Annotated in this window: 26 protein-coding genes; 7 read left to right on the forward strand and 19 right to left on the reverse strand. The window is 39.6% G+C overall.

Annotation, left to right across the window (positions count from 1 at the left end; translation table 11 throughout):
* Positions 1–6 precede the first annotated feature (6 nt).
* Positions 7–375, reverse strand: a complete 369-nt coding sequence (locus ACMCNP_RS02325; protein WP_419313284.1) for a rhodanese-like domain-containing protein — start codon at positions 373–375, stop codon at positions 7–9.
* A 507-nt stretch (positions 376–882) separates the two neighbouring features.
* Between ACMCNP_RS02325 and ACMCNP_RS02330 the strand changes: the two genes are divergently transcribed.
* Positions 883–1521, forward strand: a complete 639-nt coding sequence (locus ACMCNP_RS02330; protein WP_419313287.1) for a prepilin-type N-terminal cleavage/methylation domain-containing protein — start codon at positions 883–885, stop codon at positions 1519–1521.
* A 107-nt stretch (positions 1522–1628) separates the two neighbouring features.
* Positions 1629–1847, forward strand: coding sequence for a YgaP family membrane protein (locus ACMCNP_RS02335; RefSeq protein WP_419313289.1), 219 nt, complete (start codon positions 1629–1631; stop codon positions 1845–1847).
* A 23-nt stretch (positions 1848–1870) separates the two neighbouring features.
* Here ACMCNP_RS02335 and ACMCNP_RS02340 read toward each other — a convergent pair whose 3' ends face one another.
* From ACMCNP_RS02340 to ACMCNP_RS02380, 9 genes are all read right to left on the reverse strand, one after another.
* Positions 1871–2254, reverse strand: coding sequence for a YccF domain-containing protein (locus ACMCNP_RS02340; RefSeq protein WP_419314351.1), 384 nt, complete (start codon positions 2252–2254; stop codon positions 1871–1873).
* Positions 2255–2312: 58 nt separating this feature from the next.
* Entirely contained in the window at positions 2313–2564 is a 252-nt protein-coding gene (locus ACMCNP_RS02345) for a hypothetical protein (protein ID WP_419313292.1), read from the reverse strand.
* A 160-nt stretch (positions 2565–2724) separates the two neighbouring features.
* Complete coding sequence (locus tag ACMCNP_RS02350) at positions 2725–3441, reverse strand: glycosyltransferase (RefSeq protein ID WP_419313295.1); 717 nt, start codon at positions 3439–3441, stop codon at positions 2725–2727.
* A 19-nt stretch (positions 3442–3460) separates the two neighbouring features.
* Positions 3461–4531, reverse strand: coding sequence for a glycosyltransferase family protein (locus ACMCNP_RS02355; protein ID WP_419313298.1), 1071 nt, complete (start codon positions 4529–4531; stop codon positions 3461–3463).
* Complete coding sequence (locus ACMCNP_RS02360) at positions 4528–5601, reverse strand: lysylphosphatidylglycerol synthase transmembrane domain-containing protein (protein WP_419313301.1); 1074 nt, start codon at positions 5599–5601, stop codon at positions 4528–4530. Before ACMCNP_RS02360 ends, ACMCNP_RS02355 begins: the two co-directional genes overlap by 4 nt.
* A 216-nt stretch (positions 5602–5817) precedes the next feature.
* The gene (locus tag ACMCNP_RS02365) at positions 5818–6291 is read right to left on the reverse strand and encodes a pyruvoyl-dependent arginine decarboxylase (protein WP_419313304.1); all 474 of its coding nucleotides are present in this window, start codon (positions 6289–6291) and stop codon (positions 5818–5820) included.
* A gap of 44 nt (positions 6292–6335) precedes the next feature.
* The gene (gene speB, locus ACMCNP_RS02370) at positions 6336–7220 is read right to left on the reverse strand and encodes an agmatinase (protein WP_419313307.1); all 885 of its coding nucleotides are present in this window, start codon (positions 7218–7220) and stop codon (positions 6336–6338) included.
* Between the two features lie 4 nt (positions 7221–7224).
* A complete protein-coding gene (gene speE, locus ACMCNP_RS02375; protein ID WP_419313309.1) occupies positions 7225–8085 on the reverse strand; it encodes a polyamine aminopropyltransferase in 861 nt (286 codons plus the stop codon).
* Between the two features lie 54 nt (positions 8086–8139).
* Entirely contained in the window at positions 8140–8493 is a 354-nt protein-coding gene (locus ACMCNP_RS02380; RefSeq protein WP_419313312.1) for an HIT domain-containing protein, read from the reverse strand.
* Positions 8494–8631: 138 nt separating this feature from the next.
* Between ACMCNP_RS02380 and ACMCNP_RS02385 the strand changes: the two genes are divergently transcribed.
* Entirely contained in the window at positions 8632–9687 is a 1056-nt protein-coding gene (locus ACMCNP_RS02385) for a two-component system sensor histidine kinase NtrB (RefSeq protein ID WP_419313315.1), read from the forward strand.
* Positions 9688–9706: 19 nt separating this feature from the next.
* Here ACMCNP_RS02385 and ACMCNP_RS02390 read toward each other — a convergent pair whose 3' ends face one another.
* Positions 9707–10120 (reverse strand): zinc-ribbon domain-containing protein, encoded by a 414-nt coding sequence (locus tag ACMCNP_RS02390; RefSeq protein WP_419313318.1) that lies wholly within the window; start codon positions 10118–10120, stop codon positions 9707–9709.
* 200 nt (positions 10121–10320) lie between these two features.
* On the opposite strand from ACMCNP_RS02390, the gene ACMCNP_RS02395 reads away from it, so the two are divergent.
* Entirely contained in the window at positions 10321–10641 is a 321-nt protein-coding gene (locus tag ACMCNP_RS02395) for a DciA family protein (RefSeq protein ID WP_419313321.1), read from the forward strand.
* Positions 10642–10655: 14 nt separating this feature from the next.
* On the opposite strand, the gene dnaJ is transcribed toward ACMCNP_RS02395, so the two are convergent.
* From dnaJ to hrcA, 4 genes are all read right to left on the reverse strand, one after another.
* On the reverse strand, positions 10656–11741 hold the full coding sequence (gene dnaJ, locus ACMCNP_RS02400; protein WP_419313323.1) for a molecular chaperone DnaJ: 1086 nt from the start codon (positions 11739–11741) through the stop codon (positions 10656–10658).
* Positions 11742–11791: 50 nt separating this feature from the next.
* Positions 11792–13726, reverse strand: coding sequence for a molecular chaperone DnaK (dnaK, locus tag ACMCNP_RS02405; protein ID WP_419313326.1), 1935 nt, complete (start codon positions 13724–13726; stop codon positions 11792–11794).
* 89 nt (positions 13727–13815) lie between these two features.
* Positions 13816–14484, reverse strand: a complete 669-nt coding sequence (locus ACMCNP_RS02410; protein WP_419313329.1) for a nucleotide exchange factor GrpE — start codon at positions 14482–14484, stop codon at positions 13816–13818.
* Positions 14485–14521: 37 nt separating this feature from the next.
* On the reverse strand, positions 14522–15574 hold the full coding sequence (hrcA, locus tag ACMCNP_RS02415; RefSeq protein ID WP_419313332.1) for a heat-inducible transcriptional repressor HrcA: 1053 nt from the start codon (positions 15572–15574) through the stop codon (positions 14522–14524).
* 161 nt (positions 15575–15735) lie between these two features.
* Between hrcA and ACMCNP_RS02420 the strand changes: the two genes are divergently transcribed.
* From ACMCNP_RS02420 to ACMCNP_RS02430, 3 genes are read left to right on the forward strand one after another with little or no spacing between them, the layout of a single operon-like run.
* Positions 15736–17085 carry a cytochrome c biogenesis ResB family protein gene (locus ACMCNP_RS02420; RefSeq protein WP_419313335.1) on the forward strand — a complete coding sequence of 450 codons (1350 nt, stop codon included), beginning with the start codon at positions 15736–15738 and terminating at the stop codon, positions 17083–17085.
* 20 nt (positions 17086–17105) lie between these two features.
* The gene (ccsB, locus tag ACMCNP_RS02425) at positions 17106–18002 is read left to right on the forward strand and encodes a c-type cytochrome biogenesis protein CcsB (RefSeq protein ID WP_419313338.1); all 897 of its coding nucleotides are present in this window, start codon (positions 17106–17108) and stop codon (positions 18000–18002) included.
* 33 nt (positions 18003–18035) lie between these two features.
* A complete protein-coding gene (locus ACMCNP_RS02430) occupies positions 18036–19331 on the forward strand; it encodes a DUF1015 domain-containing protein (protein WP_419313340.1) in 1296 nt (431 codons plus the stop codon).
* 76 nt (positions 19332–19407) lie between these two features.
* Here ACMCNP_RS02430 and ACMCNP_RS02435 read toward each other — a convergent pair whose 3' ends face one another.
* From ACMCNP_RS02435 to ACMCNP_RS02450, 4 genes are all read right to left on the reverse strand, one after another.
* A complete protein-coding gene (locus ACMCNP_RS02435) occupies positions 19408–20751 on the reverse strand; it encodes an ammonium transporter (protein ID WP_419313343.1) in 1344 nt (447 codons plus the stop codon).
* A 48-nt stretch (positions 20752–20799) separates the two neighbouring features.
* Positions 20800–21138: a P-II family nitrogen regulator gene (locus tag ACMCNP_RS02440; RefSeq protein WP_419313346.1), complete on the reverse strand. Its 339-nt coding sequence runs from the start codon at positions 21136–21138 to the stop codon at positions 20800–20802.
* 16 nt (positions 21139–21154) lie between these two features.
* Entirely contained in the window at positions 21155–22549 is a 1395-nt protein-coding gene (locus ACMCNP_RS02445) for an outer membrane beta-barrel protein (RefSeq protein ID WP_419313349.1), read from the reverse strand.
* A 282-nt stretch (positions 22550–22831) separates the two neighbouring features.
* A complete protein-coding gene (locus ACMCNP_RS02450; protein ID WP_419313352.1) occupies positions 22832–24202 on the reverse strand; it encodes a sigma-54-dependent transcriptional regulator in 1371 nt (456 codons plus the stop codon).
* Between the last annotated feature and the right edge of the window lie 10 nt (positions 24203–24212).

Here is a 24212-nt window from a genome sequence, read left to right on the forward strand (position 1 = left end):
AATTTACTAAATATGCGTTTCAAATCCGGCTTTTTTCCATAAAAGCATACCGCCTTTCATATTGTAAACGTTATCAAAACCGTGCCGCTTAAACATTATGCATGCCGAATAGCTTCTGGCGCCGCTGTGGCAAACCACTATTATTTCTTTATCCTTATACCGTGCCAATTCTTCAATTTTCAGCGGTAAAATCTTTATGGGGACTAATTTCGCATCCTCTATATGTCCCAATTTGCCGCTAAATTCATTAGGATCCCTCACGTCTATAACGACGGTGTTTCCCTCTGTATTTTCCGATAATTTTTTGAAAGCGTCATCGGGAGTTATCTGCCTTATATCCCCGGACAGACCCTCCCTTCTAAAAATATTAAACACTTGGCAATACCCCCATTTTTTTTATAAAACACCATAAATCACAAACCTTGCCTGTACTCTAATAATTATAATACATAGTTTAAATTTTGTCTATAAAATTTACAATTTTAAACATTATGCCTCGCTGTGTTTAAAACCTCTTGGAAAAGATGCCCGAAAGCCGAGAAAAATGACCGCCGTCCCAATATATGACATTTTTTGTCAAGTAGTGACAATTTTTGTTATACCCGTAGAGCATAGTAAAATCAAACCGCTATAGAACATAAACATAGAATCTGAATTATAGGTTGACAATTTTTGTCAAATAACATACGTTTATATATAATATAATTTTAGTGAAATTTGTCAAAAGAGGCGTAAAGTCTGCGATTGAGATTAATTTGGTGTTTTTTGTGTTTTGGCATAAAGTATGCTTCTTATTACATGTGTCATATGTATAAGTATAAAGATACATACAGTAATTTGAATTAACTGAAATTAACATATTAACCTCAAGGAGGCAACAAAATGAACATTAACAGACTTAAAAAAGGTAAGAAAGGTTTTACCCTTATTGAGCTCTTGATCGTCATTGCCATTATCGGTATCTTGGCGGCAATAGCGATCCCGACCTATTTAAGCTATGTCAACAGGGCAAAGGACAGTGAGGCCAAAACGAACCTGGGTGCGATATTTACGGATGAGATAGCATTCAATGCGACGAACTCATTCTATATCAGCGCGGGAGCGAATTCAAACACAGGAACATTGCCTGCTGCAAAGGCGCTTACTTCTACGCATCCTTTTTATCCATCTGGCACGGTGGTCAAGGTTGATGCGCAGCCGTTTACTTGTGTCGGTAGTATTTTTAAAGTTGGATCAACGACATCAACGACATCAACGACAAAGGCATCAGGCGGTTTCGGTGATTTAGGTTTTCTGCCGAGAGGAACGCTATATTTCTACTATCAAGTTAGTGGTTTAACAACGGCCGCTGCTGCTGCGCCGAAGCCTTCAAAATTGATATGGATCGCACCAAAAAATGGAGCATGCGGAGCCGGCTTTACGGCTTTAGCGGGAACTAATTTTACCGGTACCAATATGCAGATATATGCCGTAAACGATTATAGCAGTACGCCTTTGCTTGTATCTGGAACGTCGTACTAATATAAAGTTCGCAGCATTATTCACTATCTTGCCCCCCTCGATATTTAATTGTATCGCGGGGGGATTTTTGTATATATTTTTAAATAAAATATGGGCAGGTAATATTTATGAAAATTAACGAAGGGACAACCGATAGGGCAGTGCGTATCGTTACAGGGATCATTCTTTTGGCAGTGGGATTTATTGTGCTTGGTTCTTTAAAGGATCTTGCCATAATACTGTTTATAGTTAGTTTTATGGCTTTATTGACCGGCATTACCGGGCATTGCACATTGTATAGCGTGCTTGGAATATCAACATGTCCCAAATGCAATGATAAATCTTAGGTTTACACGACGGGAGCGATTGGCTATCGTATTTTTACGATCTCTTTTCCGAACGGCATAAGCGCAAGTCCTGCCAATTTCAGGTGCTGCAACGCAAATGGAATGCCTATAACGGTAACAGCCGATATGAAAGCGGCAATAAGTTCGCCTGCGGCAAGCCACCAACCGCATAATATAAACCATACAATATTGCCGAATAAACTGATTGATTTACCGGCATCGGTATCCGGCTTATCGACTATCCTTCTTCCGAACGGCCAAAAAGAAAAAACAGCGATCCTGAGGGATACTATGCCGAACGGTATTCCGATTATCGTTATGAAAGAAATTAATGCAGCCAGCGTCCAGACTGAACCCGTTAAGAATCCGCCGAATATAAACCAGACAACATTACCCAATAAACGCATGAGAGACATAATTGCGTTCCGTTTTTTAAGTTATATGACCATAGAATTCATCTATGGATTATATCTCCGAGTTGTCTTTTTGAACGTCTTTTTTAAAATAGCCCCTTATGTCCAAGAATAATAATATCACGTTTAGAATCAAAAGACTCGGCACATTATCGATGTAGGCTATTGCTATCCAAAAAATACAGCTTAATATCGATACCGCAAATCCTATTTTATACTTATGCGACGAAAAAAACCATACCGCCAGCAGAGTGGCCGACAAGCCCGAATAATTTAAAATCTGAAATAATATTTGATACAGCATAATTGTTTCCTTGTCGTTACGAATCCGTATGATAAGCGATTATTTTTTAAAAAAAGGAGAGAGAATATGAAACTTAAAGGCCGCTCGGAAAAGCAATAAGGCGATAGATGAGCTGTTCAGTATGCATTAATATTGTGTTTAAACGGTTGCTATCCCTTTTTTACCTCACCACATCGTAATGCTCTGCCGGTTTGAAGAAATATCCGCCCATCCATTCCAAAGCCGTCTTTATATAGCCGTTTGTTTCAAACCGCCTCATAGAGGTTACCGCGCTTATATCGCCTAAATATTTGAACCTTGCCCTATTTTTTAAGGCTATATTTATAAATTTCAGGTCCTCCCCTGCAGGCATTCTTTCATCAAAACCGCCGACAACTCCATAAACATTTCTATGGCAAAATATTAAAGCCATAGATGTCTTTGAAATCATATGGGCTATATTGTTGCAATACATAAAAAAATTAGCCTTGGCGGTGTTAATATCCGGTAAAAGCTTGGATGTGCCTATAAAATCTGCCGCATTATTAAATTCGTCAAGCCTCTTTAGAAATCCGTCTTTTAAAATGGTATCTGCATCTAAAAATAAAAAAACATCGCCTCTCGAAACATCGGCACCGACGTTTCTTGCCTCTGAAACCCCGCTGAAATCGTCTGCTATAAGGTTCACTTCGGGATATTTTGCTACCGCCCCTGCGGTATCGTCGTTACCGTGCGTAACAACTACCGTAAGTTCGCAAAGCGTCTTGCCGGATTTTGCAAAATCCCCCGGGTTTTCATCTTTTCCTATGAATGTCACTCCGGTTTGCCCAAAAATATCCTCTATTGAAATACTTATATATTTTTCTTCTTCATGCGCCGGTATAATTATGGAAACCATCAAACCTCCATGGGTAAATTCATTTTTTAATTCCAATCGCTTTAAGAAACCTCTCTATGCTTTCCGCCGTTCTCCACGGAGGCGTAAACCCTTTATATATTAATGCCCTTTCGACGTCCCTGTCAAGTTTAAGTTTTCTTTGCTTTACCGAATGAAACAACCCCGTTTTTTCTAAATGATGTGCAAGATAAACCTGCTCGGTCTGCCCCGGCGTCGGGATAAAAAGCGCTTTTTTGCCTATCTCCGCCACATCCATTATGGTAGTATAACCCGACCTTGAAATTATAATCTTGGCCCTGTTCATCAGTTCATCACGCCTCTTTTTTTCAAGATAGGAATATATCGTGGTATTCCCCCTGACCTCTTCAGTATATCCGTCCGGCTTTCCGAGCGCAACTGCAATCTTGCCCCTTAAAAGATGAATCTGGGAAAATAGTTTTTCTTCCAATATCGTCCGCGTGGGCTCTGGTCCGGAAATGGAAAACAAATAATCTAAATCTTTATCCGTATCTATCTTCTCGAAATCCGAAAGAATCCCTACGTATTCTATTTTCTCTTTGTCAAAATACCTCAGTTTATGGGACAAATCCCCCGAAAGCGAATTCTCTTCGTAATCCGGAACAATAATCTTTTCAAAATTATTTTGTAAATAATGATTGTAAAACTCCGTAACCATCTCTGCCGGAGGCAGTCTTAACGGGGCAATAAATCTTAGCTGGTGGAATAAAAGGTATGAAGGGACGGATTTACAGTAAGAACCGAACCTTGAATCCGAAATTATGAGACTTACTTTGTTTTCTTTAACTATCTTGCCTACGTCTTTGACCTCTTCCTTGATTATACCCATAATCTTAGGAACCATCACCATAAACCTGACTGCAAAACCTATTTTATCGGAATAAGGCGACGGATAAGGAACCGACTCAATAAATCTTACGTTACCCTTAAGCTCCGATTTTAAAAGTGCAAGACCTCTTCCGGACGTATAAATGATAACATCGTGACCGTCTTTTACAAATCTTCTCAGCATGGGAAGACCTCTCGTGGCATGCCCCAACCCCCAGCTGCATAGAGAATACAATATCGTCATACTTGCGGACCCCCTTCGTCACCGGCCTCTTTTTCACTTTCATTACCGTTATTGTCCCCGTCTTCATTTTTATGTTTTTTAAAGAAATGAAATCCATAATAGGGTACGACAAAAAATGAAATGGCGACCATAAGCAAATTTACCGCCCTCATCACTAAGCTGAAAGTCAAGCCCAAATTGGAACCTAAACCTAAAATATCAAAAAGACCGACCTGCGAAAGTTCATATGTTCCTGCAGAACCCGGAGCCAAAGGAAGCGCAAAGACGAGCATGGAAACCGAAAATATCAACAGCGTCTTGGAAAACCCCATGTTAACTCCGAGATAGTGAACCAGAAGCCATATTTGAAATATTAAGACGGCAGTTTCTATCAGACTCAAAAAAAGACTTAAAAAGAGATATCTGAACCCTTTCATGTAAAATAAATGAAGCTCTTTTTCAAAATCGTCTATATGTTTTAAAATTTTGAGTATTACTATATTCAAAATTTTAAATCTAGTCAAATATTTTAATATTTTAGTAAAGAACCTATTGTCTATTATAGGGTTGATTAAAAAAACAAGGGTTATAACGCCTACGAATATCGCCGCAATCAGCAGAAAAAACCATATTTCGGGCGGAAGATAAAAATATCTGAACCCGAGTATGAGCCCGAGATAAATAAAAATCAAGAACGTTCCGAATTCTATTACTTTTGCGGCTAATCCGGCAGAGAACCCCTTCCTGAATTCAAAACCGCTTCTCTTTTTCAGTATCAATGCCATTATAGCGTCTCCGCTTATAAAACCGGCAAATATTCCGGAGGGAGCAATGTAGTTTGCGCTGTAACCTATCAGTTTAATATTTATAAGGTTCTTGAGGTCTATTTTGGCATCGTAAACGTCAAGGGCATTGTTGTAGGAAAGAGCGGAAAAAAATAATGCAAGATAGGAAAGAAAAAATAAGAACAAAAAATCCAAAAGATTTAAGTGGTCCATCATATGCAATATATTTCCCGGACCGACTAATGAAATCAAGACTATTACAAATAATAAACCTATAGAAGTTGAAATTATAAAGGCTTTATTCAAATCGACTTTTGGACGAAAACAGATACCGCATTTCCTTTCGTCCGTCTCCTTATGATCGTTAATTATTTAATTATCCCGGTTATCCGGAAAAACGCATAGCGGAGCAGTATATGTATTCCTTTTTAGAAACGGCACATGCCGGAATATCACACTCTTGCGGCGGCAAATGCGCATCCGCAAATTAATAAAATATATCCAAAGTTCATGACGGAAAAATTACAGCAAATTAAGATACCACATAGGAACGGCGGCAAATGCGCATCCGAAATTTACCACGATGTGTTCCGAGCTTAATGATTTCAACTCTTTTATTTTAACATTTCTATGCTTCATTGCGTCTTCCGCCATTTTTCTAGCCGTTTTTTCCGCTTTTTCCGCCGACGTAATACCTGAATACTCCATTATTACCCCAAAGCCGTCATCTGCCGAAATTGCAATAGCAACGGATGCGGCAATCGTTTCGCCTTTTACGTCGCTTGAAATCGAACCATATGCGATGGGAACAAGCACCCCGCGCGGATAAACTATTCTATTCCGAAAAGACGCCCTCGGCGGCAGTATGGAGCTTAATTTTATAAGATTGGTATTACCGACCCCCGCATTTAAAATCGCATTGTCGAATGCCCCCAATTTTGAAGTTCCTTCCGACGTTCCGCTTGTCAAAGTATATATATCGGGTATCTCAAACACTGTTATTCCCTCCGATTCCATTTATATTTTAATATTCTTGTCTCTTATTTATTTTTGCTCAAACCGATGATAATTTCCCTTATAAGCTTTGCGGCAATAGCTGAGGTTATATCGGAATTATCCGCCGGAGGACAGACCTCTACCAAGTCCACACCTACGATGTTGACCCTCGGCAATATCAGCGATACAGCATTTAAAAGCTCTACGGACGATATTCCCCCCGGTTCAAGGTAACCGGTTCCCGGAGCAAAAGCAGGGTCAAGAACATCTATGTCTATGGTAAGATAGACGTCCCTTCCGGCTAACTGCCCCATGACCCGCTTTAACGGTTCATAAACCCCGTTTTCATAAACACGGCAGAATTTCTTAGCAAAACTAAATTCCTCCTCGGAGCCGGACCGAATGCCGAATTGATATAAATTATCCCCATTTATTATTTCATGAATGCGCCTTAAAACCGTCGCATGAGAATATTTTTCGTTGCCCCACTCGTCCCTTAAATCCAAATGCGCATCAAATTGCACGATTACCAAATCCTTAAACTTAGACGCATATTGTTTCACAATGGGATACGTTATTAAATGGTCCCCACCGATACCGATAATCTTTTTGCCGTCGTTTATCAAATCTCCGGCTATTTCATCTATAAATCTTATGCTTTTATCCGTATTCCCCCACGGCATATCGATGTCCCCGATATCGTAAAATTTACCGTCAGTCGATTCGCATAGAACGGGGCTGTAACTCTCAAGCGTATGCGATAGCTCCCGTATTCTTTTCGGAGCGAACCTTGAGCCCGGAACATTACTTGCAGTACTATCCATGGGAATACCGATAAGAACCAAATCGGAATTTTCATAAGAATCCGACGAACTAAAAAAAGACGAAGTCTCGAGCATCAAATTTTCTTTTTCAATTTCTATTTTCATAGAATTACTTTAGGATATCCCTTGCAAAATTAGGCAAAATAAACGACGAAGCATGTATTTCCGGAGAATAATATTTAAAATTATGCCTATCGAAATCAAAACCTCTGTAACTTTCATTGACAATTTTCGGATCGTATTTTTTGGAGCCGACGGTAAAACTCCACAAACCGCCCGGATAAATGGGGACGGTTGCGCAATAAAGGGATGATTTTTCATATATTTCATTTATAATTCTGCCTATGTTTTTTATCAAACCTTCATTAAAAAAAGGAGACTCGGTTTGCGCCGCAAAAATTCCGTCGTTCTTTAACGACCCCGCGACGGATTCGTAAAAATCCCTCCTGAACAAACCCTCGGCAAAACCGATGGGGTCGGTGGAATCGACAAGTATTACGTCGTATTTTTCGTCTTCCCGGTCGTTTAATTTTATCCTTTTTACAAACTCTATTCCGTCTTCGGGGATGATTTTTACTCGTTTATCTTCTAATCCGAAGGCTACTTCCGGAAAAAACTTCTTAGATACCTCGATAACCCTTTTATCTATCTCTACAAGGTCGATATGCTTAACGAACGGATTTTTCAAGCACTCCCTGACCACGCCACCGTCGCCGCCTCCAATGACAAGAATCCTTTCCGGTTTCTCATGGGCGAATAAAGGGATAAGCCCGAGCATCTCATGATAAACAAACTCGTTTTTTTCGGTAAACATAGTAGCTTTATCCAGCACAAGCATCTTTCCGAACTCAAAAGTGTCATATACCGCTATTTCCTGATAATCGGAAAATTCACAATGTAAAATAGATTTAATACGTATTCTTATTCCGAAATCATCGGTTTGATCCTCTAAAAACCATGCCTCCATCAATTCAGTTCTCCTTATATATATTTTATTTACGTTATTATTGTCAAATATTATTTATTAACCCGGCGGCCACGTGAACCGGCGGCCCGCCATAAAATGAATATGCATATGATCTACCGTTTGACCGCCGTCTTCCTTTGTATTTATTGCAACCCTAAAGCCTTTATCGACGGCATTAAACTCGACGGCAAGTTCTCCGCATAAACCGAATATCTCGTTTCCGTATATTTCTCCCTCGCCTTTGACGTCGAGAATGCTATTATAGTGCCTTTTAGAAATTATTAAAAGATGAATAGGCGAAACGGGGTTAATATCTTTTATTACTATAAAATTAGCGGTTTCTTTTACTATATCCGCCGGTATTTCTTTGTTGACTATTTTACAAAAAATACAATCATTCGCATTATGCATTGCCTTGATACCCCATATTCTATTTACAAAAGTGTAATAATTTATTATAAACGATTTATTATAAACGATTTATAAAATTTAAACAATAAAATTTTATTCAACCCCAAGACGAAAATAAATGTTATCATTAAAAGCATAATGGATACGAACAATTTAATACTGAACAATCTGAATTATTCTTTAATCTTATTCGACGAAAATTTGATTTTGAGGTTTTTAAACCTTCCGGCACAGGAACTTACCGGATATTCCGATAGATTTTTAAATACTATAACCTTAGACCGTTTTTTCGGCAGCAACGCCTATATAGAGGAGAAGGTGAGGACCGCAATAAATACCGGCGAGGGGTTTATAGATTTTGAATATAAATTTATAAATAAAAATCGGAGTAAATTCGTTATTTTAGAGGTATCAAAAATCGTTTACGGAGCGACATTTTACATTTTGATATCCCTGAAGGATATAACGAGGTTTAAAGAGATGGACCACCATATTAAAGATGAGGAAAGAATAGAGGACCTATCAAGATTTATAGCCGAAATGTCGCATGAAATAAGAAATCCCCTTGGCGGGATTAAGGCTTCCGCCGCTTATTTAAAAAGAAAGTTTAATCAGCCGGATTTAAATGATTTTTTAGAAATAATAATAAAGGAATCCACCAGAATTAACGACCTTATAGAAAATCTTCTTGATTTATCCAAAAAACATAGAATAAAAACATCTCCCGTCAATATAAACAAAGCGATTAACGAGATAATCATTATGGAGCAGGTTAAGTTATCTGAAAAGGATATCGAGATCATAAAAGAATTCGATCCGAGTCTTCCCTTGATTTATGCGTCGGAAAACGCATTGAGACAAGTCTTTTTGAATATGATAAAAAATTCCGGCTGTGCAATAAAAAAACATGAAGGGGGAATGATAAAGATAGTAACCAAATTGGATTATACCAGAAATAATCCCAAATTCATAAAAATAGAATTCATAGATAACGGATGCGGAATAAGCAAAAAAGATATTAAAAATATATTCGTTCCGTTTTTTACCACCAAAGAAAAGGGGAGCGGCTTAGGGCTTGCCGTAAGCCAAAAAATAATACACGAACACGGCGGTTTTATTAATATAGACTCGGTTAAAAGCAGAGGTACCGCGGTTTCGATATACATTCCTATTGAAAAACCTAAGCTGAATTAAATTGAAGCTGATGCCGTGACTAAGATAAATTTTTGAGTAAAAATGATAAATCTATGATATGAAAATGCATAAGGGCTTCAATAACGGCAATTAAGAATAATATAATCAAAATTAAAAAGGTTATTATCTGTAATGAATTAATCTTCCTCTTTTCCCTGTTGTTCTTTGCCGCAACAGCTTCGTCCTTTGCAACAGCGGCGTTTATTTCTGCCGTAGCGGATTGCGCAGCATCATCGCCCTCGGCGGCGGCGTTTCCTCTGCCGCTTTTTTCTCCCAAAACAGGCTCTTCTTTTGCCGCTCCCGTATTTTTATTAAGAACAAATACGTTCGAACATACCCTGCACTTTGTCTTAACATCGTTGTGCGGCAGCGCAGATGCGTCTATATCGTAAGGAGTACCGCAAAAAGGACAATAAATATGCATACTGTTCATCCCACTCGCCTCATTGTAAGTTTAAATTTACAACTTTATATTTATTACTTATTGGATATTTTTATATTATAAACAATAATATAAAAATAATGAATTTAAATCAACAATTAAATTTAAAATATTAATAACTTTTATTTTTTCATATAACTTGTTAAGCTATGAAAGAGCGACGCATTAAATAAGAACAGAGGGGACACGGGTTGGCTAAACAATCAGATTTAAGAGATACTCTTTTAAGGGTGTTGAAAAGTAAACTTCGTTTGTCGGATTATTATATATTGATACTTTATGAACATTGGGAAATCATCTGCGGAGATAAAATAGGGAAAAAAACCAGGCCCAAGGCGCTAAACAGAAATGTTTTAACGATAAGCGTAGAGAATCCCGCTCTGATATTCGAGCTGGGATTCATTAAGGGAGAATTCGTAAAAAAGATAAACGACTTTTTTTCTTCAGAAAATAAAGGACTGCCCTCAGACAAGCGAATATCGATTAAAAATATTCGCTTTGTCAACGAATAAAAAACAAGAGCATGTTATATAAACGATTTAATCTTATCCATAAAAGACTTCTTCAGCGGATGAGTTTCTTCCTTGTTCTCTTCGGCAAGTTCCTCTAATAGTCTTCTTTGTTTCTGACCCAGATTCGTCGGCGTCTCCACGACCACATCAATATATTCGTTTCCCCGCGCACCGCCGCTAAGTCTCGGAGCGCCTTTTCCTCTAAGGGTAAACCGCGCCCCGCTCTGGGTTCCGGGCAATATTCTTATCACGGATTCTCCTTCTGTAGTGGGCACGTTTAATTCGCAACCTAATGCCGCCTGAGAAAAACTTATAGGCATTGTAACGAATATATCGTTTCCCCGCCTTTTAAATACGTCATGGGATTCTACCGTAATATCGACATACAAGTCGCCGGCAGGACCCCCGTAAACTCCCGAAGCCCCCTCTCCCGCAACCTTAAGCCTGTTGTTGTTGTCTATACCGGCAGGTATTTTTATGTCTAATTTACGCTCTTTTATAACCCTTCCGTTTCCTCTGCAGGTAGGGCACGGGGTCTCTATGACATCCCCCTCTCCGTTACATTTATAGCATGTTCTCGATATTGAAAAAAAACCTTGCTGCTGTCTTATTTCTCCGGTACCGTTGCATACAGGACAGACAACCCTGTCTGTCCCTTTTTTGGCACCCGTCCCCCCACATGGAGAGCATGCTTCGTATCTATTAAATTTTATCTGTTTATATACGCCGGATAACGCCTCTTCGAATTTTATTTTAACCCCGTACCTCAGGTCTTCGCCTCTTTTTCGCCTGCTTTTTTTATTAGGCTGAGAAAAAACATCGCCGAAGAAGTCGCTAAATATGTCGCCAAAACCGAAACCTCCGTCCTGCGCATTAGCGCCGTCATGTCCGAACCTATCATAAGCCGCCCTTTTTTCTTCATCGCACAGAACGCTGTATGCCTCATTTATTTCCTTGAATTTTTCTTCCGATTCTCCATCACCCTGATTTTTATCAGGGTGATATTTTAACGCTAACCTTCTATAAGTTTTTTTTATTTCATCGTTTGTCGCATCTCTGTCCAATCCGAGAATTTCATAATAATCCCTTTTAACTGCCATAAGTTATAAATATTGTATTTTATTTGTTTAATTATTTTATTTGTTTAATTTTATTGATCCTTTTTATCTTTAACTTCCTCATATTCGGCTTCCACGACGTCTTCTTCGCCGGACGGCCCCGCTTGTTCTCCCGTCTCGGAAGGTCCCGCAGTGCCCCCGGAACCTGCGCCGGTTTCTTCTGCCGTCTTCTTATAAATAGACTCGGCTATAGAATGGGATAACTTCTCTAATTCTTCGGTTATCCGCTTCATAGTATCGACATCATCCCCCTCAAGGGCTTTTTTGGATTCCGAGATTTTTTCTTCAACAGACATTTTGTCCGAAGATTCAATCTTGTCTCCGGAGTCTTTCAGCGTTTTTTCTACCGAATAAACCAAACCGTCCAAATGATTCCTTGCCTCTATCAACTCCTTCTTTTTGATATCCTCGTCCTTATGTAAATCGGCTTCTTTAACCATCTTTTCTATCTCTTCCTTGGACAATCCGCTTGAAGCCGTAATCCTGATGGACTGTTCTTTACCTGTACCAAGGTCTTTCGCCGAAACATGGACTATGCCATTGGCGTCTATATCAAAAGTAACCTCAACCTGAGGAACGCCTCTCGGAGCGGGCGGTATTCCCGTCAACTCAAATCTTCCAAGACTCTTGTTGTCCATCGACATTTCTCTCTCACCCTGTAATACGTTAATAGTAACGGCGGGCTGATTATCTGCGGCAGTAGAAAATATCTGACTCTTTCTGGTAGGTATGGTTGTGTTTTTGTCAATTAACTTTGTCGTTACTCCGCCAAGCGTTTCTATCCCTAAAGATAAAGGCATAACATCAAGCAACAGGACATCCTTTACGTCCCCTTTAAGAACGGCACCCTGAATTGCCGCCCCTACCGCGACTACCTCGTCAGGGTTAACGCCCTTGTGGGGTTCTTTCCCGAAAAATTCCTTAACGGACTGCTGAACCTTGGGCATTCTGGTCTGTCCGCCCACTAAAATAACCTCATCGATCTGAGACGTCGTTAAACCCGCATCCCTTAAGGCAACCTTAACCGGAGCCATAGATTTTTCCACCAATTCGCTGGTAAGCTGTTCTAATTTTGCCCTCGAAAGTTTTATGTTGAGATGCTTGGGGCCGCTCGCGTCCGCCGTAATAAACGGAAGATTTATATCGGTTTCCAAAGAGGACGATAATTCTATCTTCGCCTTTTCGGCAGCCTCTTTTAACCTTTGAAGCGCCATCTTGTCGCCCCTTAAATCTATGCCGTTATCTTTTTTAAATTCATTGGCTATATAATTAATAACTTTCTGGTCAAAATCTTCTCCGCCGAGGAATGTGTCTCCGTTGGTAGATTTAACCTCAAAAACTCCCTCGCCGAGTTCAAGTATGGATATATCGAACGTTCCGCCGCCAAGGTCGTAAACGGCAATCTTTTCCTCTTTCTTTTTATCCAATCCGTAAGAAAGAGAAGATGCCGTAGGTTCGTTAATAATTCTTAAAACGTCAAGACCCGCAATCTTTCCGGCATCCTTCGTCGCCTGCCGCTGGGAATCGTTAAAATATGCCGGAACCGTTATAACCGCCTCGGTAACGGTCTCTCCGAGATAATCCTCTGCCGTTTTTTTCATTTTCATTAATATCATTGAAGAAATTTCTGCCGGAGAATACTTTCTGCCTTTTATCTCCACCCATGCATCCCCGTTGTCGCTTGAAACAATTTTATAAGAGCACATTTTTTTAAAGGCATTAACCTCCGGGGAATCAAATTTTCTGCCGATAAGTCTTTTTACGGCATAAATAGTATTTTCCGGATTTGTGACAGCCTGTCTTTTTGCCGCCTGCCCTACGAGCCTCTCGCCGCTATCGCTTATAGACACGGCGGACGGGGTCGTCCTGGCTCCCTCCGAATTTGCTATTACGACGGGTTCCTTCCCCTCCATAACCGCAACGCAGGAGTTTGTAGTTCCTAAATCGATACCTATAACTTTTCCCATAATCAGTTTCTCCTTGACAATATAAAAATTTATTTTTAAACTTTTGTTATAAATTATACCTTAAAATGTACTGTTTATATATACTTTATTCAATCTTTTTTATCGCCGTCAGGCTTAGAAATAGACACCAGGGACGGCCTGATAAGCCTCTCCTTGTAAATATAACCCTTCCTTTTTTCCTTTATGATTTTTCCATCCGGCTGATCGGAATCTCCGACCATTTCAACTACCTGATGAAAATTAGGGTCAAAATCTTTAGATGTCGTATCCACCGTTTCTATGCCGAAATTCTTTAAAACTTTGATAAATTCATTATACGCCAATTTAACTCCGTCTACAAAAGATTTTAAGTTTCCGGAGGTATCCTGCTTTACATAGGGCGCCGAATGTTCTATCGCCAAGTCTAAAAAATCTAAAACGGGAAGCAGATCCCTTAAAAGGCTTTCATTGGAATATTTCAAAGATTCTTCCTTCTCTCTATTCATCCTTTTCCTGAAATTTTCGGCATCCGCAAGACTTTTAAGATAGTTTGAATTTAAATCGTCATACTCCTTCTTTATATTTTTAAGCACATTTCTAAGGTAATTAAGCTCGGTCTCCGCTTCGATAAGGCTTCCCGGATTGGGAATATCGTCGATATCAAGATCGGTCTGATTAGAAACTTGCCCTCCGGCAGATTCCTCTATTTTTTTTCCGAATTCTTCATGAACATCCGCCTCGTTTTTATCCCTACCGCCATTTTTTTCATCCGCAATCATTTACTCAATCTCCTTGATTATTAAAATTTCTTATATTCTATATAATTTCGCTCAATAATTCAGCCATAAAATCTATTACGGGAATGACGAGAGAATAATTCATTCTCAAGGGTCCTATTATCCCTATCGAACCCTTAAGCATGTTATTTTTGCCGACATACGGCGCAGATACGAGAGATAACCCCGTAATTTCGGACCACTCTTCATCGGAACCGATGAATATTCGCTTTGTCTTGCAATTTTTAGTAAGCCCAAGCAGTTTTATTACCGTTTTTTTATCGGAAATAGTTTTTATAAGAAATTTTATATGTTCGTTATCGGAAAATTCCGGCTCTTCCAATAAATACCCTTCGGGTCCCACGTATAAGGAATTATCATAATTACTCTCCGCATTATCCTCATCCGCGGAACAAAATACTGCGCTATTTATTATTGAATAAAAATTCTCCCTGTCGTCATGTATTTCCTCTGCTATAATATCCCTGAGATTATCTATGCTGCAATTTTTTTTCTCTAAAATACAATTCAGCTTATCGGAATATCTCTTCAATTCCTTTCGCTCTACGTCTTTATCTATGTAAATCGACCTGTTTTCGGTAACACCGTTCTTAAATACGATGATTACGAGTATATTATTCGATTTTATCTTTAAAAATTGTATGTGTAAAAGATAAACGCCGACAGTGTCGGGAGCAAGAACTACCCCGGCATAATGAGACAAATCAGACAGCGATCTGGAAGTTCGGTTTAGCGTGTCCGACAAACTTCCGCCTGCCGAATTAAACCTTTTTTTTATAATTTCTTTTTGCTTGCGCGAAATTTTTTCCGCCTTCATCATGCCTTCGACGTAAAATCCATATCCCTTAGCCGTCGGCACTCTTCCCGCAGAAAGATGCGGCTGATATATATACCCTTCTTCTTCCAAGGAAACCATTATATTTCTAATAGAAGCCGGACTCAAGTTTAAATTGCAACTTTCAGATACGAACTTTGAACCGACCGGGCTTGCCGTTTCAAAATATCCTTCTATTATGCCGAGAAAAACCTCCCTTTTCCTTTCGTTTATATCGTTACGGCGGTATCCTTCCATTTTACACTATCTCAATTCTTTTTATTTTTAGCACTTAAACATTATGAGTGCTAAGTATAATTTAAACAATATTTTTACATTTTGTCAAGACTAATTCATGAAATATCCGCAGCGATTTTTTCCTTTACAATTTTGAGACAATCAAATAAAATGTTAAGATAATGTTTTCAAAACTAAACAATTTCTTTTCCTCCGTCAAATTAGCTGTATTTATTTTCATAACTATCGGCTCGGTGTCAATGATCGGAACGTTTATAGATCAGGGCAACACGATGAGCCGATACAAAATTATATACGGAGCAAAGGTTTTTTCGGTTTTATACTGGCTCGGTTTTTTAAACGTATATGATTCATGGTATTTTATCCTCCTTGTCGCGTTATTGATTATAAATCTTATAATGGCGTCAGTAAATACTTTTCCGCGAACCCTCAAGTCCGTTTTCGGACCATATCCGTCTTTCAAAGAAATAAGGGATAAAAAAAATCCGAAGGCCGTATATGAAAGTTTTGAATCCGGAAAGGGCATAAAAGAAACAATAGGGGCGTTAAACGGACGATTGGGTGCGCCGGTCATCAATAAAACGGATAAATCCTCTCGGGAAACGGAGTTATATTATTCAAAAAACTCCATACTCAGATTTTCTCCCTATATTGCCCATCTTAGCATTATAATAATCATTATAGGCGTACTGTTAAACGCAAAATACGGCTTTAGGTCTTATACGAACATAAAAGTAAACGAAAGAACAAATATTTCATATCTGCTTAAAAACAATAAACCGATAAAACTTCCTTTTGTTATAAGATTGGATAAATACAAAACCGAATACTACCCCGACGGCATAACCAAAGCATATGTCAGCACAATCAGCATAATCAACAGGGAACATATAAACGTTCTCACAAAAGACATCAAGGTAAATCATCCGCTGACATACGACGGCATAACCCTGTATCAGGCAAGTTACGGTCATTATAAGCCTACTGCCGCAAAGATTCTGATACTTAACTTAAAAAACAGTAAATATAAAAAAGTCGTATATGCTCAGTTCGGTAAATTTTACGATACCGGAATAGGTAACGTAAAATTTAAATTCGTTCCCTATAAGAATCCGAAAAGGGGTGAAATCCCCTTCTTTATAAAACTCGGCAACAAACGAATATTAAACTTCATCCCGTTATCGCTTAAGAATTACAGCACTCCCTTGATATTGACCAAGTATGATGATATGGCATTTCTCTATGAAGGGGTAAGAAATTATTATTACAGCGGATTCGAAATAACAAAAAATTCTTATGTCGGAATCATATGGATAGGGTCTGTAATCCTGATAATCTCTCTGTTTTTCTCGTTCTTTTTTAATCAGAGGGAGGTATGGGTAAGGCTGATAAACTTAAAAGACGGGAAAAAATTTAAGGTTGAAATACTGGCCATACCTAAGAAAAAATTTGAATCCTTTTATAAAAATTTTAATAAAAAAACGGATTTGATAAAAAAGGCATTAATCTAAAATGAAGATGAGGTTCGATTATGATTTCCGCTAACATGTCCATTCTTGACGGTTCGTTATATTTTGCGATATCCCTGCTTTTCTTAATATTGTCGTTTTTGGGCTATTCAATCTTTTTGTTCACGGGAAACAAAACGATTTCCAAGATATCTTTTCTTGTCTTAATCTTAACGTTTTCAATACAAACATTCGCATTTATCGTGAGGTGGATTTATGCCTATAAAATAGGCATAGATACTCCTCCATTGGTCGATCTTTACGATTCGTTAGTATTTTTTGCATATGTCATTATATTCGGTTTTATTTTATTAAGAATTTTTTACGATTTCGATGCCCTTGGCTTTATTATAACGGCGGCTGCTGCTGCCGTATTGTCGTTTGCATCGTTCTCTCCGCTTGCCACAAGCGCTATAGAGCCGACGATTCCGGCACTCCAAAGCTATTGGCTGCTTTATCATATCATAAGTTTGTTCGTATCTTACGGGGCATTCGCGGCGGCATTCGGTTTGGGAATCCTATATTTGATTAAAAACAGGAAGGAAACCGACAAAGCAAAAAAGCAGGGTCGTTTTTTTAGTCTTTTGCCCCCTTCGGCCGTAATAGAAGAAACAATTTACAGGGTCGTCGTATTCGGCCTGTTTTTTTTAACCGTGGGTGTCGTCATAGGGGCGGCATGGGCGGACAGCGCATGGGGCGGATTCTGGAGCTGGGACCCCAAAGAGACATGGTCGCTTATAACGTGGCTTACATACGTCTTGTTTATTCACGCAAAGATTACCAAGGGCTGGGGCGGAAAGAAGATGGCATGGATCGCTATCATAGGATTTGCCATAGTAATATTCTGCTATCTCGGGGTGGACTTGATAATCCCGGGGTTGCATTCTTATGCTACGCCCGGTTCGACATCCGTTTTATAATTTTAAATAACTTTTAAGGGAGGATAGACAAACTTGGAAAAAACCGGTGTTAGCATTTTACCTTTCAGACCCTACGTTTATAATAAAAAAATTGTGGATATAAAAGACGCAGTCGCTCCCCCTTACGACGTAATAACCAAGGAAATGCAGAACGGGCTTTACGATAAATCGGATTTTAATATAGTGAGGTTAGAGTTCGGCAAGGAGTTTGAAAACGATACCAAAACGGAAAATAAATATTATAGGGCCGACAGTATTTTTAAAGACTGGATAGATACAGGGGTTTTGGAATTGGAACCGGAAGATTCCATTTACATCTATACTCAAAGGTTTTATATAAATAATGTTCCATATGAGAGGATCGGGTTTTTATCCCTTTTTTTGCTTCCGGAAACCCGAAACAATAAGTCCATTTACGGTCACGAGACAACGCTTTCTAAGCCGAAAGAAGACAGGTTTAAGCTTGTAGAAGCTGCTAATGCCAATTTTAGTCCTATTTTTTCGATATTCGAAGACAAAAACTCTGCCGTATTGAAAATATTAAAAAAATCGATACGAGACGGCATTGCCCTGTTACTCTATGATTTTTATGATGAAAAAAATATCAAAAATGTTTTATATAGACTGTCCGACAAGGACTCCATTAAATTCATCCGGGACGAGATGAAAGAAAAATCCGTTTATATAGCGGATGGTCATCACAGATTTGAAACCTACATGAATTTTAGGGATTACGTCAAAGAACAGGGTCTAACCGGAATTAACGCGGATTCGTGCCTTATGTACTTTGCTCCTTCCAACCAGGAAGGACTCGTTATACTGCCTACCCACAGGGGTATAACGGGAAAGAGTATAGAACCGAAAGCTTTTTTAGACAACATTGAGGAAGATTTTGACTACAAAGAGGTAAGTTTTGCCGATATATTAAAAGAAAACAAAAAATCAGGTAAAAACGGGGTATCCTTTGGTTTTGCGCATAATTCCGGACGCGGATTTATTTTATCCTTCAAGAAAAACAGCGAGGGATCGGAAGATAATCCCCTCAAAACATTAGATGTTTCCATATTGGAAACATACGTTTTAAAAAAGGCATTAAATATAACGCGGAATGAAATAAATAACCAGAAATACCTTGTGTATGAAAAAGATGCGGAAAAGGCATTGGAAAAGGTTAAAAACGGGGGCTTAGAGGCTGTTTTTTTTATGAACCCCGCTTCAATAGAAGACGTAATTAAAATAGCATCCTTAAACCTGAGGATGCCTCAGAAATCCACTTATTTTTATCCTAAAATCATCACCGGTTTAACAATAAATTCACTGAAGATATAGACATTAACACCCCCCGCATGTATCTGCAAAAACGGGCGGCAGGTTCATATTTTTGCCGCCCGTAGATCTTTTGCAGTTAGAAATTATATCCGGCTTCGTCATGTTGGGTGATATCGAGACCGATTGCCTCGGTTTCTTTATTGACCCTCAAACCCATAACTTTGTCAATCACCTTAAATATTATATAACTCATTACGAACGAATATATCGCTACGGCAGCTACGGTCAGGAACTGCACCCACATCTGACCGGGATTGCCGTAAAATAAGCCCCTTCCGGCAGAATTAATGAGCGGATCGGCAAATAAACCGGTTGCCAAAGCCCCCCATGCCCCGCCTATAGCGTGAACGTTAAAGGCATCAAGGGCATCGTCGTAGCCCAATTTCGGTTTAACGAAAACAACCATGGAATAGCATATGATTCCGGCAATGAAACCGATTATAATGGAATCTACCGGATTGACAAAACCGGATGCGGGCGTTATTGCAACAAGCCCCGCAACGGCTCCGGAAACCATACCCAAGGTCGTGGGTTTTCCGCTGCGAATCCATTCCGCGATCATCCAACCGATAGCCGCCGCTGCCGCCGCTGTGTTGGTTACCAAAAATGCCGAGGCGGCAAGAGAGTTGGCCCCTAAGGCGCTGCCGGCATTAAAACCGAACCACCCGAACCATAAAAGCGATGCGCCTAATATAGTGTAACCCAACTGATTGGGCTGAACAATATTTTCTTTCATGTAACCCTTTCTTCTTCCAAGAACAATAGCCCCCGCAAGCCCTGCAACACCGGAATTGATATGGACTACGGTCCCGCCTGCAAAATCAAGAACCCCCATCTTCTGAAATATTCCGCCTATACCCCAGACCGACTGAGCCACCGGGGCATAAACCACTGTGAGCCATACTATAGTAAACACCACCCATGAAGAAAACTTGATTCTTTCCGCCAATGCACCGCTTATCAATGCAACCGTTATTATAGCAAACATAAGCTGAAACATGACGTAAATATAAGAAGGTATAGTGCCGTCATATCTTGAATGCTGGGCCTCGCCCATCGCAAACAGACCTATATATTTAAAACCCCCTATAATCCCACCTACCGCATCCGGACCAAAAGCCAAAGAATAACCCCATAAAATCCATATTATACTTACGGTACATATGGTAATAAAACTGAGCGATATGGTATTTAAGACATTTTTTCTCCTGACCATACCGCCGTAATAAAATCCAAGTCCGGGCGTCATAATCAAAACAAGAGCCGATGAAGTTAATACCCATGCCGTATTGCCTGCGCTAAACGCAGGAATTTTGGAAGCGGCGGCAAAAACCGGACTCGCCCAGGAAAACAAGACCAAAGACATACCGCCTATTAAAGACAGTATGACCGTAAATATCGGTACCTTAAAATTTTTCATAATTTCCCCTACCCCTCCTTCAAATTTATATTGATTTTTTATATGGAACTAAACAGCCGATTCTCCCTTCTCACCGGTTCTTATCCTCACCGCTTCTTCTACCGAGGATATAAATATCTTTCCATCGCCGATATTTCCTGTTTTTGCGCTTTTCCCGATCGCTTCCACCACATCCGGGGCCTGTTCGTCTGGAACGACAATTTCCACCTTTGCCTTTGGAACGAAATCCACTCTATATTCCGCTCCCCTGTATAACTCGGTGTGTCCCTTCTGTCTTCCGAAACCCTTAACCTCTGTGACCGTTATTCCGTGAATTCCGATTTTATTAAGGGCTTCCTTGACATCGTCGATTTTAAAAGGCTTAATAATAGCCTCTATCTTTTTCATTTTTTACCTCCTCCTCTTAAAAACTGTATAAAACCATTAAATTCAACGTATTCTGCTGCGAATGCGCAGGTACGCCCTCGGAATTGAAATAAACGTTATGATTTGCCGCCTGATGCTCGAACTCAAACCTAAACTGTATATTTTTAAATCCTTTAAAAGATGGCAGATAAGCAAACGTCAACGTAGAATCCGTATAGTGATTGCCAATCCCGGGAATACTCGCAGCCTCCCACAAGCCGTTCTGGTCGTATGCCCAAACTTCTCTCAAGGTTTCTGCAACCTGACCGAAAGAATAATTATGCTGATGATGAACGTATCCGGCTATGCCGTAAAAACGGGACTTGCTGTACGTGGATGCGGATGTTTTAATCAATGTCGGATATGTTACGCTGCCCGGCGTTATTCCGTTATCGCTAAGAACAGAATTGTTTATTCCGCCACCGAGACCAAGCTCGTAATCGGCGGCAAAAGACCAGTCGTTCGTCGGGCTGTACACGGCATCGACATAACTATAAAAACTTTTGTTTAAGTTATCTCTATACAAGGTTTTGTCAGCTACGACATAACTATTGGCCCCATAAATAAATCCTCCGTTGAATGTAAGCGTGCCAAGCGCTGCATAACTCTCGTTCAGTTCGATAACGGGTAGGTTATCGACCGGAACGACGGAATTAATAGTATTTGCAATCCCGAGGGTCGAGGTTAATGCAGGAATAAAATTATACGTTAAAAAAACGCCGGTTAACGTTGCCGGCTCTACCGCAGTCAGTAATGAATAGGTATTGTTCCAGCTTCTGATGGGATTAAAGGCTTCAAATCCCAAAAGTTCGCTCTCCTTTCCGATGTGTATATCCAATCCGTTTCCTACCGGTAAATTTATGTCTATATATGCCTTCCTCACATCGTAAGGGGTTCTGTCCTGAAAAGACTGCGTAAAATAAGACTTATTTCCATAATAAGCCTTATAAAACTGTATATTCTGACCAAAATCGATTGAGACATGAAAACCTACGCCGTAAGGGGTGAAAGAATTGCCCGGCGAACGCCTCAGCGTTATATCGGCATTGTTGACCGTAAAACCGTCGGACTGCCAGTTATCCCCGTAATTGCCGTTATAACCGTCCGGCTTCGCAAGATTATAGGTATAAGAGGTTGCTATCGTCCCAAGCAATTTTATGTTGGAAAAATAGTTGCTTTGGTTATTGGCCTCTTGTGTTTTTAAAGAACTGATATCGGACAGTGCCTTATCTAATTTCTTTTCTATTTTTTTAATACTTGCATTCGTATTGATATTGGCATAGGTATCGACGGCATAAGACTCCCTGATACCCGTAACCGATAAAAATACGGCAAATAAAACAAAACATAAAAATACCTTGATATTGAACCCGGATTTTAATTTATGTTCCATAAAGCCTCCTTTTAAAAAATTTCAAGTTTAAAATTTAAGTTTAAATTACCTGCGCAGGTAAAAACCCTTAAGAATTACAATTGGAGGTAAAATTAAAGGTTATTTTTTCTATTTATGTTATAAGCAAAGGTTATGCCAGTTTTCAGAAAAAATGAATTTCAGAGGGTTTGAGGAACGGAAAATATAGTGAATAGTGCAAAAAAATATATACATATTTTTTTTAGGAAACATTTCGGTAACAATAGGTTGCCATAATTTTAATCACTTTACCATACTAATCATTTATTGATTAATATTTAAGCAGTCCATTCTCTTTTGGAGATTACGCCTGCTCATGCCGAGGGTGATTGCCGTTTTTGTGATATTATTGTCGTTCTCTTTCAATTTATAGGATAAAAATGCCCTTTCAAAGTCTTCTTTTGCCTGCTTGAATGAATTTATTTTCATATAGCCTCGGTCGTTTACTATCTCTGCATTATGTTTATCCGCTAACGGCTCGATCTTTAACTCGCTCAAAACATCTTCCTTGGTTATTTTATTGTTAGAATTTAAAATGGAAAACCTTTCTATGATGTTTTTCAACTCCCTGACGTTCCCGCGCCAGTCGTAACTTTTCATAATATCGACGGCATCGCCGTCTATTCTTAGCCTGTTGACGTTATCGCCGAAGATATTAATAAAATAATCAATTAATAAAGGAATATCGTGCCTCCTTTCTCTGAGCGGGGGAATAAAAAACGGAATAACGTTAAGCCGATAGAATAAATCACTCCTAAATCTGCCGGAGGCTATCTCCGACTCAAGATCCTTGTTCGTAGCCGCTACGACTCTGACATCTACATCTACGTCGGTTTCTCCACCAACCCTTTGAAACCTGTTTTCCTGCAGGACTCTCAAAATCTTAGACTGCATTCGCAGGCTCATATCGCCGATTTCATCTAGAAGAATAGTCCCCCCGTCCGCAAGCTCAAATTTTCCCCTTTTCCTGCCGTTAGCCCCGGTAAACGCCCCCCTCTCGTGACCGAAAATTTCACTCTCTATAAGCTCATCCGGTATGGCTGCACAATTTATAGCGATAAACGGCTCCTCGCTCCTTTTGATGCTGTTGGAATGAATAGCCCTTGCAATCATTTCTTTTCCCGTGCCGTTTTCCCCCGTAATCAGCACGGGAGCCGTCGAAGATGCAACCTTAAGTATTTTTTCTTTTAGAGCCTTAATCCCGTCGGATTCACCTATGAGTTCGAACCCGCCCGAAAGCGTTCCCGCCAATATGGTTTTCTTTTCGCTGACACTGTTATATTTGACGGCATTTTCTACGGTTATTACAATTCTGTCCAACGACAGGGGTTTTTCGATAAAATCGTATGCCCCGATTCTTATAGTTTGTATAGCCGTGTCTATATCGGAATGACCGGAAATCATTATGACCGGAATTTTTTTATCCATTTTCACCATTTCGCGCAAGATATTTACTCCGTCCGTATCCGGGAGCCATACGTCAAGTAAAACGGCATTGGGCGGGCTTTCCCTGAAAGACTTAAGCCCCGCCTCGCCGTTTCCTTCCGATGAGACACCGTAACCCTCGTCGCCCAATATCCCTCCCAATGATTCTCTTATACTGCCCTCATCGTCTATTATTAAAACAAACTTCACTCCTGCCCCC

Origin of the sequence: Candidatus Acidulodesulfobacterium sp. H_13 (assembly GCF_048541835.1) — a bacterium.
Classification (GTDB): Bacteria; SZUA-79; SZUA-79; order Acidulodesulfobacterales; family Acidulodesulfobacteraceae; genus QIJE01.

What these genes read in the sequence shown, in the direction of transcription:
- ACMCNP_RS02380 (WP_419313312.1), bottom strand. Translation starts at nt 8,493, where the DNA reads ATGCATAATGCGAATGATTGTATTTTTTGTAAAATAGTCAACAAAGAA.
- ACMCNP_RS02335 (WP_419313289.1), top strand. Translation starts at nt 1,629, where the DNA reads ATGAAAATTAACGAAGGGACAACCGATAGGGCAGTGCGTATCGTTACA.
- ACMCNP_RS02385 (WP_419313315.1), top strand. Translation starts at nt 8,632, where the DNA reads ATGGATACGAACAATTTAATACTGAACAATCTGAATTATTCTTTAATC.
- ccsB (WP_419313338.1), top strand. Translation starts at nt 17,106, where the DNA reads ATGATTTCCGCTAACATGTCCATTCTTGACGGTTCGTTATATTTTGCG.
- dnaK (WP_419313326.1), bottom strand. Translation starts at nt 13,726, where the DNA reads ATGGGAAAAGTTATAGGTATCGATTTAGGAACTACAAACTCCTGCGTT.
- ACMCNP_RS02330 (WP_419313287.1), top strand. Translation starts at nt 883, where the DNA reads ATGAACATTAACAGACTTAAAAAAGGTAAGAAAGGTTTTACCCTTATT.
- ACMCNP_RS02410 (WP_419313329.1), bottom strand. Translation starts at nt 14,484, where the DNA reads ATGATTGCGGATGAAAAAAATGGCGGTAGGGATAAAAACGAGGCGGAT.
- ACMCNP_RS02340 (WP_419314351.1), bottom strand. Translation starts at nt 2,254, where the DNA reads ATGCGTTTATTGGGTAATGTTGTCTGGTTTATATTCGGCGGATTCTTA.
- ACMCNP_RS02390 (WP_419313318.1), bottom strand. Translation starts at nt 10,120, where the DNA reads ATGAACAGTATGCATATTTATTGTCCTTTTTGCGGTACTCCTTACGAT.
- ACMCNP_RS02345 (WP_419313292.1), bottom strand. Translation starts at nt 2,564, where the DNA reads ATGCTGTATCAAATATTATTTCAGATTTTAAATTATTCGGGCTTGTCG.
- ACMCNP_RS02435 (WP_419313343.1), bottom strand. Translation starts at nt 20,751, where the DNA reads ATGAAAAATTTTAAGGTACCGATATTTACGGTCATACTGTCTTTAATA.
- ACMCNP_RS02445 (WP_419313349.1), bottom strand. Translation starts at nt 22,549, where the DNA reads ATGGAACATAAATTAAAATCCGGGTTCAATATCAAGGTATTTTTATGT.
- ACMCNP_RS02355 (WP_419313298.1), bottom strand. Translation starts at nt 4,531, where the DNA reads ATGACGATATTGTATTCTCTATGCAGCTGGGGGTTGGGGCATGCCACG.
- dnaJ (WP_419313323.1), bottom strand. Translation starts at nt 11,741, where the DNA reads ATGGCAGTTAAAAGGGATTATTATGAAATTCTCGGATTGGACAGAGAT.
- ACMCNP_RS02440 (WP_419313346.1), bottom strand. Translation starts at nt 21,138, where the DNA reads ATGAAAAAGATAGAGGCTATTATTAAGCCTTTTAAAATCGACGATGTC.
- speB (WP_419313307.1), bottom strand. Translation starts at nt 7,220, where the DNA reads ATGAAAATAGAAATTGAAAAAGAAAATTTGATGCTCGAGACTTCGTCT.
- hrcA (WP_419313332.1), bottom strand. Translation starts at nt 15,574, where the DNA reads ATGGAAGGATACCGCCGTAACGATATAAACGAAAGGAAAAGGGAGGTT.
- ACMCNP_RS02350 (WP_419313295.1), bottom strand. Translation starts at nt 3,441, where the DNA reads ATGGTTTCCATAATTATACCGGCGCATGAAGAAGAAAAATATATAAGT.
- ACMCNP_RS02420 (WP_419313335.1), top strand. Translation starts at nt 15,736, where the DNA reads ATGTTTTCAAAACTAAACAATTTCTTTTCCTCCGTCAAATTAGCTGTA.